Here is a 13,900-nt window from a genome sequence, read left to right as displayed (position 1 = left end):
CGAACCTCCTGATGAACGCTGCATCGGATAAACGTAACAAGGATTTTCTTCCCCCGTGGCGGTAGTCCTTTACAGCAAATGTAACGCTTTGATTATCCAGGTTTTTTATCCGATGGTTACTGATGGCGATCTTATGGGTATAGCGACCGAGGTATTCCACCACCTGGGCGGGACCTAAAAATGGACGTTTACAATAAACTACCCAATCATATTTAACGTGAGTTCGACTTAAGCAGATAATCTTTGATCTATAATTTCTAGGTTTAAAGAGGGTTTTTTAGGAAAGAAGCTGTAGGCGATTAGTCCAGAGAGTAGGTTTGAAAGGAAGTTGTCAAAGCTTCTGTGCCTGGTATGTTCGATTTGGCACATATTCTTCAGTTCATCATTTACTGTTTCAATGATGGCCCTCTTTTTCAACATCACTTTATCGTAGGTATGCATTAAGTTGTTCTTCATGTTCTTTCTGATTTTGGTAACCAGATGAACTCCGTCCACGAAGAGTTTTTCGAAGAGGTCTTTGCCTATATACCCTTTGTCGCCATAGAGTTTACCCATTATCTTCTTATGGAAATTATCACTTTTTAAAGGCTCTCTGTCATCAACGTTCCCTTGGGTAAGCATAAAATCCAGGATTTCTCCTTTATCATTAATGATTAAATGAAGTTTGAACCCAAAGAACCATCCTATGGAACATTGCCCTTTAGCAGCCATTCCTTTAAAAGTCTTATGCTGCTTTTCCCTCTTAATATGACAAGATCTTAAGGGTGTTGAATCTATAAAGGAAATACCTGTGCATTTTCCCAAACAACACATTTTCAAGAATAAAGCCATTGGCACCACCGCCTTTTGTTGAAGTTCCACAAAACGATTATAAGATACTGTTTGGGGAAACTCACTTTTCAAATGTGGTTTTACATAGAAAAGGTAAAAGTGTTTTAGATTTCTAAAATTGCCTGAATGGAAAAGTACCATTAGGGTCATTACTTCACTATTGGAGAGTTTGGATTTTCTATTCCTTCTTTTGATGCTGCAATCAGCTTCAAGAAGATGTCCTTGATGGGCTTGTTCAAATTCTTGATGAAACTCATCAATAAAACAGAAAATTTCAGTAATTTTATCAGTAGAAATCATAAGCAGAAGATTAGTTAAATATTTGAAATTTAGATACTTAAATATACTGATTTTCTGCTTTTTCTTTGTTGTGCAATCCTTCTTTTTTACCTTTTCTTACATCGAACTCACGTTATTTAAAAAGGCTTTCGTAGAAGTCTTTAGATTGTCCTGGAACTTCTTTGCGAAGGGAAGCTGCAAAACGAGCCCTAAAAACGGAACTCATAGCCTTAACCGGGAACAGGTATTTACCTTTGCTTTTTGCAGACTTCCATTTGCCGTTTTTAGTAATACCACCGCCGGGAACAATACAGTGCAGGTGCGGGTGCAAAGAAAGGTTCTGGCCCCAGGTGTGCAGGATGGCGATCATCCCTGGTTTGGCACCCAAAAATTTAGGGTTGGAGGCAAAGTCCTTGATGATATCCCATGCCGTTTTAAACAGTAGCCCGTACATTTTTTTAGGATCATACAGGCATAGGCGGTGGAGCTCGGATGGTAATGTAAAGACCACGTGGAAGTAAGGCACCTTTAGGAGTTCTTCTTCCCGGGCCCGGATCCACTGCTCTTTTTTATGTCCCTGGCACTTGGGACAATGGCGGTTGCGGCAACTATTGTAACTAAGGTGGAGCCTGTGGCAGGAAGGATGGTTACAGCGGTCAATATGGCCACCCAGGGTAGCAGTACGGCATTTGCGCAAAGCGTGAAGGGTTCTTAGTTGCCAGCTGTTGGAACAATAGTTGGATAAAGAGTCCGTGTTTCTTTCCAGTACCTGGGCCACCTCATAAGTAGCAGGTTTCAAGGCTACTCCGTGTAGAGCCGGTCCAGCGGACTGAACGGCTTTTGCCTACCCAGTTGTGCCACGTGAAGGTAGGTAAGGGTGGTTTGGATATCAGCGTGTCCCAGTAAATCTTTGACACTGATAATATCCAATCCCATCTCCAAAAGATGGGTGGCATAACTGTGCCGAAGGCTGTGGGTAGTGATTTCTTTCTGGATCCCGCTGTGTTTCCGGGCTTCCCGAACGATCCATTGCACTCCCATTGCCGATAACTGGGCTGGATTACCTTCCCTATCGTTGCCATTAAAACACCAAATGGTTGGCGGATCTGCAGTGATATATTTTTTTAGCCCACGGGCCTGCATCTGGGATAATGGAACATAACGGTCTTTGCGTCCTTTGCCCTGGCGAATGTGGAGCATTTTACGATCAAAATCCAGATCTTTGAGTTGCAAGTTCCGAAGTTCAAAACAGCGAAGGCCGCAGCCATAGAGCATCGCCAATACCAAGCGGTGCTTGAGAAGTTTTGGAGTTTTAAGCAGTTGCTTTACTTCACTACGGCTTAGTACCACCGGGAGTTTGTGGGGCCGTTCGATGGAAGGGAGCATCACCCGCATCGCTTTTCGGAAATCTTTCTTGTATAATTATCCTTAAACCAATTTTTAACAGGCAAATCTCCATCCATGCAAAAAAGGAGTTTGTCCTTAAAGTTAATAAATTGAGAATACCATTGCAGGGATTCTCTATTTATAAAGATATTTCCATCAGAATTATCTAATAAATAAATAAGTTTATTCCAATCACCAAATTGCCTACAATAAAAAGGACCTTCTTTGAAATGCCATATAAATGGAAACCTTAATTTATTTTCTCTAATATACTTCAAAACCTCGAAAGCTAATGAAACTGCTTGATAATTTAATAGACCATATATGATATCTGTCTGAATTTCATTTAATTTTTGTTGCCAGTTTATTATTGATAAATCAGTGATATTACTATATGGAAATGGCCCGATAGCATTATATGGATTGGGATTACTTATCCATAAGCCCCATAATTTATGACCTCTTTTTTCTAATTCGTAAATTCTTTCGGAATTATAAGCCAATTCACTGGAAACTTGAAGATCTGGAGTCGGAAAAGACGAAAATCTAAGAAAGTATTAAACAAATCTCGAACCTGTCTCGATTTGATGCTCTGTTCTCGCCTTTTCCAAGATTCCCCACCTATCAAAAAAATGGTGAAAACGACATATACTAAATTGATTTAAATAGTGATATTTGTAAAAAGTTTAAATATTTAAATTGCTTTTCTATGCTTCAAAGTAACCCAACCAAGAAAGGAACAGGATTAGAATTATGGGGTGATTATGGTGACTTAACAAGCCTGTATGAAACCATTCATAAAATAGGGGAGCGGTTAAATGAATATAAGAAGGAAGAGAAGGGGCAATCGGACATAATAATGGGCTTTGCTTATGAGGTCCGAAAAGCTTTCCAGCATTCCAGGTTGAAAGATAAGTTTGTTTTTGACTCGGAAAATAAGGTTGAATATTTAGGCTTTAGATATCTATGGACAGACTTCCTTTATTTAATTTCCGTTCTTCGCTATAATTCAGGTTATGTAGTGCTGGATGCCCTGGATCAGGCAAATCTTCATATCCTCGAATATAATTGTAAGAAAACTTTATTTGATTATGATCCCCAGGGCGCACAACAAATTCAAAATTTCATAGATCAAAAAATTGATATACATAATGACCTGGTTTTTTTAGTGCTGCAGGCTATTAATATAGAGTATTTGAGTAAAATCCCGGGAAAAAGAAGATTTCGGGGAATACCAGATTTGTTAATTGCTTATTCTCAATTTTCACCTGCTTATAAAATGTGGGAGTCTGATATGATGAGTAGGGCTAATGAATTAGGCTGTAATGTACATGAATTAAATTATAGGGATTATCCTGAAATAGTTTGGTAATCATTAAGTAAAAAAGCAGTTTTCAGACAGAATTTATTCTGAAAATCTTAAAACCATCTAAAGCTGCTTTTAAGAATCTTAAACCTTCGCATAAGGAGCTGCATCTAAAGTTGCATTTAAGGTTCTTACGTTTAAAGTCGTAAGAAATAAGTAGATGAGATTAAAGTAACTTAATGTCGAATATCAGGTTAAATTTTAATAGAAATTAAGATGGAAGAAAATAAAAAAACGGTTGCAGAATTGACTATCTATTACAAAAAACAGCGTTTGACCAGCCTGATTTTTGATACTCAGCAGACCGCAGACAGATGCTTTGAAACTTTAAATATGCTGTTTAACAAAAAAGGAGAAAAGGAATTTTCGTTTAGCGGAGAAATCAAGACAATATATTCGGGTAGTAGTCTTATTGAGGAACTCAAAAATTGGGAAGATGGGAAAATAGAGCCTAAAGGTACGCTTCTGGAAATGATAAAAATCCTGGATCGTTTAAATTAAAGCTAAAATAGGGGGATAGTTTATTTTCATAATTTCACTAATCTTCAGAAGATTTTTATTTTTAAATATCTTACATAATTAAATAGAAATTATTTCATTTCCATCTAAGACTCAAAAAAACTATATTTGTAAAATATTCTTGAAGCGTTTTGCTTTGAGTCCGGCACTTAAACTTAGGAAATTTCGATAACAACAGGACAACAAGTGAAATACATTACCGTAGCAAAAGATTTTACCTTAATGCTATCCTCAGGAGAATTTATTAAATTTACTCCTGTTAACGATTCATTATTTGAAGATTGGCTCATAGCAAACAAGGTTCAAAATAGCAGAAAAGAAGAAGGCTGGATAACCGAATAACCAGCCTGAATACTTTACTTCCCTTTTCCTAACTCATTTAACTTTTCATTGAGTTCAATTAGCCCAGCTTTTTCGAGATACTGACCGGCAATAATTTTCAATTCTTCCAGATTTTCATCAGGGATATTGGATAAAAGTCCTTCATTTTTCTCATCATCTTTCACTACCAATCCACGCTCAATTACATGATTTATTAATTGAATTTTTTCACCATTTTTATGGTAGCTCTTTCAACCAATGGATTCTCAAGCCTCTCAAACCGGAAACCATACTTGCTATACAAATTTAACGCCTGAACCAATTGATGATTGGTGTACAGAACCAAACTATCTAAGTTCAATTGTTCAGCTTTTTCCAAGGCTTTATCCATTAATAACTGCCCAATCCTTAATTCCTGAAAACCTGGTTTAACCCCCATTTTTGCCAAGGTGTATTCTTTATCCGTAATCCTTTCCAAAGCGACAGAGCCCACAATTTCATTTTCTAGGGAAGCCAGGAAAATATAGCCGCTTTTATCCAGGATTTCTTTTCGGGGATTCTCAAAAAAAGGCTTGTCATATGCAGTGACTTCAAAATATTGGGTAAGCCACTGGTAATTGATGTCCCTAAAGGCATCTCTATGGGAATCCTCATAAGGTATTATATGTACGTTGGTCTTTTCTTGTTCCATATCAAAAATATTCTTTTGCTTGTGGATGCTTTTTTATGAAACAATTTTAAGTTCCATCGTTATCCTGTTATGTTCTTTTTCAGCTTTCTTAAGCACAAAGCCCAAATGCTCAAAGAAGCTTTTTTGATGGATTTCGCAAGTGGCCTTAATTAACTTCATTGATGGGTAACTCTGTTTGATATGTTGAATTAAATGCCGTGCGACACCTTGATTTCTATACTGTTCCAGCACGCCAATAGAGTAGATTTCCATTTCGCTGTCCGTAAAGTAAATAGCGGTGTGCCCTGCCGGTAAACCTTTGACACTGGCCAGGAAATAGGTGGGTTTGCTTTTTGCAGTATCTGGGTTAATTTCTTCTTCAACCGGATGCGTAAATAGTTCACGGTGTATGGCTTTCGCCAAATTTAGTGTAAATGAATTATCACATCTTTCTATGGTTAACCCCTTATCTTTGGACTTCTCTAAAATATGGACTGCTTTTTCATTGAGCCTTTCCAAAAGGGGTTTTTCCTTCAGTCGCATCTCAACTTCGATAAGAGCAATAAAAAGGTTATGCGGATTGGCTGTTATGTCTGAAAGAGTGCTGGCAATACTATCCCAATAGGGCTTTAATTCGGTAACTATTTCCCGGCCTTTAGGACTGAGCATAAGGTTGCGCTTTCGTTCGTCCCTACTATCCTTTACGGAAGAAATAAGCCCATTTTTTTCAATTTCCTTTAACAATCCGATGGCTGCCGGATGGCTTAATCCAATTTCCTTTGCTAGTTCCGTTACACTTAATTGGTCGACTATGGACAACACAAAAATGGGGGGAAACCATTTGGTCTCAAAATTGATATCGTGTGCCTGATAAAATAAATTACCTGCATCCCTTAAGGTGTCCAATACATTTTGCAGCTTTGCCGCAATCGCCAATATTCCTGCTTTCTCTATCGTGTTCATATTATTTTTATAATCTAACAATGACTTTGCCTACCGTATGGCCGCTCGCTATTTGTGCGTGGGCTTCTTCCATAGCATCAAATTCAACTATTTTTGAAATATGTGGTTTTAGAATCCCTTGTTGCAAATAATCGGCGATTACTTTCATATCATTCTCATCGGATTGCACCGTAAATTTCAATCCTTTAATTCCATTTTTATTTGCTTTATCCGTGACTGCATCATTCTTGCCAGATGGAATAGAAATAAGAACACCTTCCTTTTTTATTAATGGAATGGAACGGTCTATTGTGTCCCCGCCAACCATATCCAGCACGATATCATAGTCTTTATGCTCTTTCTCCAACGCATCGGTCTTGTAATCGAGATGTTTGTCAGCACCTAGGCTTAAAACGAATTCCCTGTTTTTTTCTGAGGAAGTTCCCACGACATAGGCTCCTAAATGTTTGGCAATCTGAACGGCAAAATGCCCTACACCACCCGAAGCAGCGTGGATCAGGATTTTTTCCCCGGATTTTAATTCTCCGAGATGAACCAATGATTGATACGCAGTTAAAGCAGCCAGACTTGTTGCGGCAGCTTCAAAATGAGAACGGTTTGAAGGTTTTTTTACTAAATCACTAGCGGGACACGCTACATATTCGGCGTATGTCTTTCCGTGTCCGGGAAAGTTTATAAGTCCAAAAACTTCGTCGCCTTCATCAAACTTTTCCGAACGGGACCGGGTCACCACCCCCGAAAGTTCCCAACCTAAAATAAGTGGATTCTCTTCTTGTAGCATAGGATAGATTCCCTTGCCGTTTTTTGTCTTTAAATCTATGGGGTTTATACCGATAGCTTTGGTCTGCACAAGTATTTCTCCTTCCTTTAATTGCGGTAGTAGAAGTTCAGTATATATAAGCTGATTAACATTTTTGTTTCTTGATAAAATTATTGCTCTCATAATATTTTACTCGATAATCGAGATTTATATGTTCCGATCCCGATAGCTATCGGGATGCGTCGAAATCTAATAGTAAGTTTCCATTGAATACCTCGCGGGTTTGCCCCGAGGTAGTTTACTTACGCTGAGGAATGTATGCTATTCCTGAAATTTCAACCGAAGCTCCAAGTGGAAGATCCAATACGGCGATACACGTCCTTGTCGGAAATTTATCCTCAAAATAAGTACCATAGATGGTGTTGAAGGTGTCATAGTCTTTCATACTTTTTAAATAGGCAATAACACTTACCAAATTATTAAAACCTCCATCGTTGTTTTCCAGTTGTAGTTTTAGATTGTCCATCATTTGCCTTACCTCATTTTCAAAACTATCATTGGACAATTTTGAGGTTTGCGGGTTGATGCCAACCTGTCCGGAAATATAAACCGTATTTTCTATTCGTAATGACGGACGTAAAGGTGCTTTGCTTTTCATTTTTTCAAGATTTTAAAGAGTTCTGAACTAATTCTGGAGACCATAAATTTATGCGAGCTTTTTCAATACCGTTACCCAGTTATTCATAAATGCATTCCGCTTTTCTGCCGAAAGCAGTTCAATAGAAAGAAATGGGTTCAGATCTTCCAATTCAACCAGAAGCAGGGAGCCATCTTTCATTCTACAGGCATCCACTCGGGTAATTCCCGTTTTGATATTGTTCCACTGTATAAACTGTTTGGCAAACTCCAAATCTTCTGGAGTTGCCCCGTATTCTTGGAGATCCCAACGCTTTTCCTTTTGCGGTGCATACAATGCATATTGAAATTTTTCATCCAAATAGTAAAAGGAAACCTCATATTCAAAATCCAAAAAGGGTTGGATGAGTTTTCCCTCGGGCTTTGCTTTTAATAGTTCTTCCTTGGTCAAAATCTCCATTCCAATGGAATCGGCCCCGTTCTTTATCTTGACAATATACTTTTCGGAATTACCAAGGGCATCAATATCTGAAATATCTTCTACGGTAGGGATGACGGGATATTCAGTTTTCATTAAATCCAGTAAATACTGTTTTCCCTTGATATCGGCCTTACCGTCAAAGGAATTGAATATGTTGATTTTCTCATTTTGTACGACATCGACGAAATGGTCAAAATAGTCCTGATACCCGATTACGGCTCCGGTATTCCTAAAGACGACCAGGTCTGCCTTGTCTAGCAATGCAATCGCCTGTTGGGGATTCCCGATCAGGATATTGAAATGTTCCCTTAGTTTAGAGGTGATAAACAGATCTTCTTCATAGTAATTTCTCCCGTTCGCTTTGAAATGAAGATCGGTCAAATACAATATTGTTTTCATAGCTAAAATTATTTATGTGCAAATTTACGTAAATTTTTACATAATATAAAATTTACAAATAACTAATGTCTTGTACTTAATGTTTTTAAAACAATAGAATAATTCATTTATGCATATAATTAATGTTTAAAAAACCTTATAGAATGATGATAAGTACTTTTTGATGGCACCTTGACGAGATAATGATTTTCATAACGCCAATCAAAATTGAAACTTAGGATAGTTTTCAAATGATAATATCAGCTGTTTAGAGGTTAAATAAGAATCATTACCCTCATCAAAATATAAAGAGGATAGTTAGAAGCCATACTACTTGTTTAACTTTACGTCAATAAACTGAATAGTGAAGATGAAAATGTGTGGTTATGGATTTCAGGAAACAAAAACTTTCCATTGTGGAAGCAAAAGAAATGGATATGGTTCAGTACTTGTCCTCATTAGGTCATGAACCTTCAAAAATCAGGAACAATGACTATTGGTATGTTTCACCATTACGGCAGGAAAATACACCCTCTTTTAAGATAAATCGAAAGCTGAACCGATGGTATGATCATGGACTTGGTAAGGGAGGTAATATTATCGATTTCGGAATTGAATATCATGGTTGCTCGGTTGGAGAATTTCTGAAAAAATTGGATGGTGGTTTTTCTTTTCAAAAGCCCTTAAAAAATACTCCAAAAATAGAAAATGCACCGGAGCATCAACTTAAAATTTTAAAAGAGGTTGAGCTTAAGTCGAATGCATTGATCCACTACCTGGAACAGCGAAAAATTCCTATTGAAATTGCAACCCGATATTGCAGGGAAGTATATTATGAAGTAAACGGGAAAAACTATTATGGAATTGGTTTTAAAAATGATTCCAGTGGATTTGAAATACGTAATCCTTATTTCAAAGCAAGCAGTTCTCCAAAAGACATTACCACAGTAAAAAATGCTTCCGATGAGGTGACCGTATTCGAGGGCTTTATGGATTTTCTTTCGTTCAAAAGTATCAGAGAAAATGAGGTAAATAACACTCCTGATTTTGTCATTTTAAATTCCCTTTCCCTTTTCGAAAAAGCACGTCCATTTCTGGAATCGCACAAGTCAATAAACCTGTATTTGGACAATGATGCTGCCGGGAAAAAAGTTGCCAGGGAAGCATTGTCTAATAGCAAGAAATATAACGATCATAGCAAGCTTTACCAAAACCACAAAGACCTTAATGACTGGCTTGTCCATATTGGAAAGCAGCAGAAGAAACGCTTAGGGAATAAACTGTAAAAGTGTTGCTAAAGATTTTTGAAAATCTCACTATTTAGAAAATTGCCAAAATCCCTGAAAGTACACAATAAGCCTCTGGGAGACTTTGGCAAAACGATGAGTTTGCAACGTTCCTGCAAACGGCAAGATGAACGGTTGTTTAACAACCGACATCTTGCTGCCTATCACTCGGAACTCGTGGGCAGGTCGTATAGAATGAATTTTTGAGTTTGATAACGTGATAAAGGAGAAGGAGATGGAAGGAAAAAAATCAAACAGAACACGCATTGTCGGGCTGCGTTTAACACCCGATGAGTATGAAAAAATCGAAAAGAAATGGCAAAACAGTACCTGCCGAAAGCTAAGCGAATATGTTCGACGCAGCCTTTTTGAAAAGCCCATTGTAACTACCTACCGCAACCAATCTGTCGATGATTTTATGGCAGAAATGGCTCAGCTTAGAAAGGAACTTAACCACGTGGGCAACAACTTTAATCAGGCGGTAAAAAAGCTTCATACACTTCAAAAAATTACAGAATTTAAAAGCTGGTTGATAACTTACGAAGTAGAAAAAAGAACCCTGTTCAATAAGGTGGATGAGATTAAAAATCACATCCAAAAAATGGCAGAAAAATGGTTGCAGTAATTAAAACAGGACACTCTATTCACCGCATTTTAAACTACAATGAGAACAAGGTAAAGCAGGGAGTTGCGGAATGTATCGGGGCAGGAAATTATCCGGTTGATCCGGATAAAATGAGTTTTACCATGAAGCTGAACCGCTTCTTAAAACAGATGGAATTAAATGAAAAAACAAAACGGAACAGTGTCCATATTTCACTCAATTTTGATGTTTCAGAGCACCATTTATCAAAGCAAAAACTGCTTGAAATAGCCGATAATTATCTGGATAAAATTGGTTTCGGTGAGCAACCTTATCTGGTCTATCAACACCACGATGCAGGACATCCGCACATCCATTTGGTCACGACGAATATTGAAGCGGATGGCAAACGAATTGACTTGCACCATTTGGGTATCCGTAAATCTGAACCCGCCCGAAAAGCACTGGAAAAAGAGTTCGGTTTGGTGCAGGCCGAAGCCCAAAAGAAAGTTGAAAATTATAAGCTAAAACCCATCGCTGTAGGTAAGGTAAAGTATGGTAAATCACAAACCAAAATGGCTATCCAAAACATTCTGGAAAATGTGTTGAATCCATACAAATATACCAGCCTTCCAGAACTGAATGCAGTACTCAATCAATATAATGTAAAGGCAGAACGGGGGACAGAAAATTCAAAAGTTTACCAAACAGGTGGATTGCTATATCGGGTACTAGATATTGATGGTAATCCGGTAGGTGTCCCTATCAAAGCCAGTCTGTTTTATAACAAGCCTACCCTGAAATTTCTTGAGCAGAAATTCAAAGAAAATGTGGCGAAACGAACACTTTTTAAACGACGGGTTAAAAATGTGGTGGATAAGGAATTGTTATCAAAAAAATCATCCATTCCAGAACTAATATCTGCGTTGAAAAAACAGGGTATTCAGATCGTACTCAGGCAAAATGCTAACGGAATTTTATATGGAATCACCTATGTGGATCACCAAACCAAATGTGTTTTTAACGGAAGTGCTTTGGGCAAAAGATACAGTGCCAAAGCCATTCAGGAAAGGTGTTTACCGGAAGGAGTTTCGGGACAGGATTTGCTAAGGCATCCCGACCCGAAACAGATCATTGGGTTACAGCCACAGACTACCGCTGCGGCAGAAACTAAAGAAGCTGATAAAGAGGTTCAATCTGCTACTATACCAACAGGAAAAGAAAATGTATTGGAGGTTTTAACTCAGGCAGAAAACACCTCAGATTATTTACCTAATCAGCTTAAAAAGAAACGCAAAAAGAAGAAAAAAAGAAATCTGAATAATAACCAGTAGAAAAATAAAGCTATGGCAATGCACACCGGAGAAAATGAACAGGCGCTGAGAAAAATACTGGATATGACCAGGCTTATCAGTATTACCATATTAATCATCCATTTCTATTTCTACTGTTACAGTGCTTTTGAAATATGGGGATGGCAAAGCACATTTAGTGACCGAATTTTAAGCAATATTTATAAGACAGGTTTGCTTAGCAATTTCCACAAATCGAAATTAATTGCACTAGGCTTTTTGGGTATATCACTTTTAGGAGCCAAAGGGAAAAAGGATGAAAAATTGAACGATAGAACAGCTTTTGCCTACCTGATGACCGGATTGCTCATTTATTTTATCAGCTATCTCTGTATGAAGTTGAACACACCTATAATAACGACTGCTATTTTGTACATGGCACTAACTGGAATAGGCTTTCTGCTGGTGTTGACCGGTGGATCATTACTTTCACGAATTATCAGGAATAAAATCAATAATAAGGACATCTTTAATAAGGAAAATGAAACCTTTCCTCAGGAAGAACGATTGCTGGAAAATGAATATTCCATTAACCTTCCGGCGCAGTACCAATTAAAAGATAGGCAGCGGAAAAGTTGGGTCAATATCATTAATCCATTTCGGGCGATTATGGTATTGGGAACTCCCGGTTCCGGAAAATCCTACTTTGTGATACGTCATGTAATTACCCAGCATATCCGTAAAGGATTTACCATGTTTGTGTACGACTTTAAGTTTGATGACCTTTCCAAAATAGCCTATAATACCTGGCTGAAAAATCAACACCGCTATACCAAGCCCCCGGCATTTTATGTGATTAATTTCGATGATCTTACCCGCAGTCATCGGTGCAATCCCTTAGAGCCTTCAGCAATGACAGATATTACCGATGCAGCAGAAAGTGCCCGTACTATTTTGATGGGATTGAACAGGGAATGGATTAAACGTCAGGGGGATTTCTTTGTGGAATCCCCAATCAACTTTCTAACGGCTATTATCTGGTATCTAAAAAAATACAAGGATGGGGAATTCTGCACCTTACCGCATGTGATTGAATTGATGCAGGTAGATTATGATAGCCTGTTTACTTTGCTTCGTACAGAAAAGGAAATTGAAGTACTGATAAATCCTTTTGTTAATGCATACCTCAATGATGTTATGGAACAATTAGAAGGTCAGATCGCTTCTGCAAAAGTTGCAATGGCAAGACTTTCATCCCCACAATTGTATTATGTGCTATCGGGAAATGATTTTAATCTGGATATTAATAATCCTGATGATCCAAAGATTGTATGTATGGGAAACAATCCACAAAAAATACAGATTTACGGAGCAGTATTATCGCTATATGTAAACCGGTTAATTAAGCTGGTGAACAAAAAAGGAAAGCTAAAGAGTAGCCTCATTTTTGACGAGTTCCCAACTATCTATCTGAACAATATGGACAGCTTGATTGCGACTGCCCGGAGCAATAAAGTTTCTACCTGTTTGGGAATTCAGGATTTTAGTCAGCTCCGCAAGGATTATGGTCGAGAGCAAGCAGATGTGATTATGAATATTACGGGGAATATCGTTAGCGGTCAGGTTACCGGGGATACTGCTAAACAATTATCGGAACGCTTTGGGAAAATTATGCAGGACAGGGAAAGTTATTCCATTAACAGTGGGGATACTTCCATCAGCCGATCCAAACAATTGGAAGCAGCCATACCACCTTCCAAAATATCAGGATTAAGTTCCGGGGAATTTGTGGGGATGGTGGCTGATAATCCCGATTGTAAAATTGATTTAAAAGCTTTCCATTGTGAGATTATTAATGACCACGATAGTCTTAAGCGTGAGGAACAGAATTATCAGGACATTGAGGTCATCCGAAAGTTGGATTCAGGTATGGTACAACGAAACTATTTTCAAATCAAACAAGATATACAGGACATTATACAATCAGAAATGGAGCGACTACTGAATGATCCGGGGTTGAGCCATTTGGTGGTGAGGAAGTAGAATTAAATGCTTTTAATAAGAGTAACTTCCTATTTTCCTTACACAGAATCCATGTTTGAATTATATCATTTTTAATAATAAGAATTTACGATATATTTGAATATAT

General features: G+C 37.8%; 16 protein-coding genes and 2 pseudogenes. 7 read left to right on the top strand and 11 right to left on the bottom strand.

Translation table 11 applies throughout. The features are described from left to right. The 5 genes and pseudogenes from L1967_RS11965 to L1967_RS11945 all read right to left on the bottom strand — a co-directional run. Positions 1-205 (bottom strand): annotated as a pseudogene (locus tag L1967_RS11965) (transposase); the annotation flags it as partial. A gap of 23 nt (positions 206-228) precedes the next feature. Further along, positions 229-1,131: an IS982 family transposase gene (locus L1967_RS11960; protein WP_249601854.1), complete on the bottom strand. Its 903-nt coding sequence runs from the start codon at positions 1,129-1,131 to the stop codon at positions 229-231. Between the two features lie 163 nt (positions 1,132-1,294). After that, positions 1,295-1,909 (bottom strand): annotated as a pseudogene (locus L1967_RS11955) (IS91 family transposase); the annotation flags it as partial. A gap of 2 nt (positions 1,910-1,911) precedes the next feature. Next, positions 1,912-2,496, bottom strand: a complete 585-nt coding sequence (locus L1967_RS11950) for a tyrosine-type recombinase/integrase (protein ID WP_249601853.1) — start codon at positions 2,494-2,496, stop codon at positions 1,912-1,914. After that, positions 2,496-2,999 (bottom strand): hypothetical protein, encoded by a 504-nt coding sequence (locus tag L1967_RS11945; RefSeq protein ID WP_249601852.1) that lies wholly within the window; start codon positions 2,997-2,999, stop codon positions 2,496-2,498. The genes L1967_RS11950 and L1967_RS11945 overlap by 1 nt, the downstream gene beginning before the upstream one ends. Positions 3,000-3,205: 206 nt before the next feature. Between L1967_RS11945 and L1967_RS11940 the strand changes: the two genes are divergently transcribed. The 3 genes from L1967_RS11940 to L1967_RS11930 all read left to right on the top strand — a co-directional run bounded on the left by L1967_RS11940 (position 3,206) and on the right by L1967_RS11930 (position 4,723). Next, entirely contained in the window at positions 3,206-3,868 is a 663-nt protein-coding gene (locus tag L1967_RS11940; RefSeq protein ID WP_223091566.1) for a DUF6904 family protein, read from the top strand. Between the two features lie 210 nt (positions 3,869-4,078). After that, positions 4,079-4,363: a hypothetical protein gene (locus L1967_RS11935; RefSeq protein ID WP_223091567.1), complete on the top strand. Its 285-nt coding sequence runs from the start codon at positions 4,079-4,081 to the stop codon at positions 4,361-4,363. Positions 4,364-4,567: 204 nt separating this feature from the next. Further along, positions 4,568-4,723, top strand: a complete 156-nt coding sequence (locus L1967_RS11930; protein WP_223091568.1) for a hypothetical protein — start codon at positions 4,568-4,570, stop codon at positions 4,721-4,723. A 14-nt stretch (positions 4,724-4,737) separates the two neighbouring features. On the opposite strand, the gene L1967_RS11925 is transcribed toward L1967_RS11930, so the two are convergent. The 6 genes from L1967_RS11925 to L1967_RS11900 form a co-directional block, all read right to left on the bottom strand. Continuing rightward, positions 4,738-4,893, bottom strand: a complete 156-nt coding sequence (locus tag L1967_RS11925) for a hypothetical protein (protein WP_223091569.1) — start codon at positions 4,891-4,893, stop codon at positions 4,738-4,740. A gap of 23 nt (positions 4,894-4,916) precedes the next feature. Then, entirely contained in the window at positions 4,917-5,393 is a 477-nt protein-coding gene (locus tag L1967_RS11920; RefSeq protein WP_249601851.1) for a GNAT family N-acetyltransferase, read from the bottom strand. A gap of 33 nt (positions 5,394-5,426) precedes the next feature. Continuing rightward, positions 5,427-6,335, bottom strand: a complete 909-nt coding sequence (locus L1967_RS11915) for a helix-turn-helix domain-containing GNAT family N-acetyltransferase (protein ID WP_249601850.1) — start codon at positions 6,333-6,335, stop codon at positions 5,427-5,429. Between the two features lie 7 nt (positions 6,336-6,342). Continuing rightward, the gene (locus L1967_RS11910; RefSeq protein ID WP_249601849.1) at positions 6,343-7,278 is read right to left on the bottom strand and encodes an NADP-dependent oxidoreductase; all 936 of its coding nucleotides are present in this window, start codon (positions 7,276-7,278) and stop codon (positions 6,343-6,345) included. Between the two features lie 115 nt (positions 7,279-7,393). Further along, positions 7,394-7,753, bottom strand: a complete 360-nt coding sequence (locus L1967_RS11905) for a RidA family protein (RefSeq protein ID WP_223091573.1) — start codon at positions 7,751-7,753, stop codon at positions 7,394-7,396. Between the two features lie 48 nt (positions 7,754-7,801). Continuing rightward, positions 7,802-8,611 carry a hypothetical protein gene (locus L1967_RS11900; protein ID WP_249601848.1) on the bottom strand — a complete coding sequence of 270 codons (810 nt, stop codon included), beginning with the start codon at positions 8,609-8,611 and terminating at the stop codon, positions 7,802-7,804. Between the two features lie 365 nt (positions 8,612-8,976). On the opposite strand from L1967_RS11900, the gene L1967_RS11895 reads away from it, so the two are divergent. From L1967_RS11895 to mobC, 4 genes are all read left to right on the top strand, one after another. Continuing rightward, positions 8,977-9,876: a toprim domain-containing protein gene (locus L1967_RS11895; RefSeq protein ID WP_249601847.1), complete on the top strand. Its 900-nt coding sequence runs from the start codon at positions 8,977-8,979 to the stop codon at positions 9,874-9,876. 235 nt (positions 9,877-10,111) lie between these two features. Then, complete coding sequence (locus L1967_RS11890; RefSeq protein WP_249601846.1) at positions 10,112-10,501, top strand: plasmid mobilization protein; 390 nt, start codon at positions 10,112-10,114, stop codon at positions 10,499-10,501. Then, a complete protein-coding gene (locus L1967_RS11885; protein ID WP_249601845.1) occupies positions 10,489-11,793 on the top strand; it encodes a relaxase/mobilization nuclease domain-containing protein in 1,305 nt (434 codons plus the stop codon). The genes L1967_RS11890 and L1967_RS11885 overlap by 13 nt, the downstream gene beginning before the upstream one ends. Positions 11,794-11,811: 18 nt before the next feature. Beyond that, the gene (gene mobC / locus L1967_RS11880; protein ID WP_249601857.1) at positions 11,812-13,794 is read left to right on the top strand and encodes a conjugal transfer protein MobC; all 1,983 of its coding nucleotides are present in this window, start codon (positions 11,812-11,814) and stop codon (positions 13,792-13,794) included. Positions 13,795-13,900 lie beyond the last annotated feature (106 nt).

Source organism: Zunongwangia pacifica (assembly GCF_023499215.1).
Classification (GTDB): Bacteria; Bacteroidota; Bacteroidia; order Flavobacteriales; family Flavobacteriaceae; genus Zunongwangia; species Zunongwangia pacifica.
The sequence above is the reverse complement of the archived record's forward strand: the minus strand, read 5'-3'. Positions and strand labels throughout refer to the sequence as shown.

What these genes read in the sequence shown, in the direction of transcription:
- L1967_RS11960 (WP_249601854.1), bottom strand. Translation starts at nt 1,131, where the DNA reads ATGATTTCTACTGATAAAATTACTGAAATTTTCTGTTTTATTGATGAG.
- L1967_RS11950 (WP_249601853.1), bottom strand. Translation starts at nt 2,496, where the DNA reads ATGCTCCCTTCCATCGAACGGCCCCACAAACTCCCGGTGGTACTAAGC.
- L1967_RS11940 (WP_223091566.1), top strand. Translation starts at nt 3,206, where the DNA reads ATGCTTCAAAGTAACCCAACCAAGAAAGGAACAGGATTAGAATTATGG.
- L1967_RS11935 (WP_223091567.1), top strand. Translation starts at nt 4,079, where the DNA reads ATGGAAGAAAATAAAAAAACGGTTGCAGAATTGACTATCTATTACAAA.
- L1967_RS11920 (WP_249601851.1), bottom strand. Translation starts at nt 5,393, where the DNA reads ATGGAACAAGAAAAGACCAACGTACATATAATACCTTATGAGGATTCC.
- L1967_RS11915 (WP_249601850.1), bottom strand. Translation starts at nt 6,335, where the DNA reads ATGAACACGATAGAGAAAGCAGGAATATTGGCGATTGCGGCAAAGCTG.
- L1967_RS11910 (WP_249601849.1), bottom strand. Translation starts at nt 7,278, where the DNA reads ATGAGAGCAATAATTTTATCAAGAAACAAAAATGTTAATCAGCTTATA.
- L1967_RS11905 (WP_223091573.1), bottom strand. Translation starts at nt 7,753, where the DNA reads ATGAAAAGCAAAGCACCTTTACGTCCGTCATTACGAATAGAAAATACG.
- L1967_RS11900 (WP_249601848.1), bottom strand. Translation starts at nt 8,611, where the DNA reads ATGAAAACAATATTGTATTTGACCGATCTTCATTTCAAAGCGAACGGG.
- L1967_RS11895 (WP_249601847.1), top strand. Translation starts at nt 8,977, where the DNA reads ATGGATTTCAGGAAACAAAAACTTTCCATTGTGGAAGCAAAAGAAATG.
- L1967_RS11890 (WP_249601846.1), top strand. Translation starts at nt 10,112, where the DNA reads ATGGAAGGAAAAAAATCAAACAGAACACGCATTGTCGGGCTGCGTTTA.
- L1967_RS11885 (WP_249601845.1), top strand. Translation starts at nt 10,489, where the DNA reads ATGGTTGCAGTAATTAAAACAGGACACTCTATTCACCGCATTTTAAAC.
- mobC (WP_249601857.1), top strand. Translation starts at nt 11,812, where the DNA reads ATGCACACCGGAGAAAATGAACAGGCGCTGAGAAAAATACTGGATATG.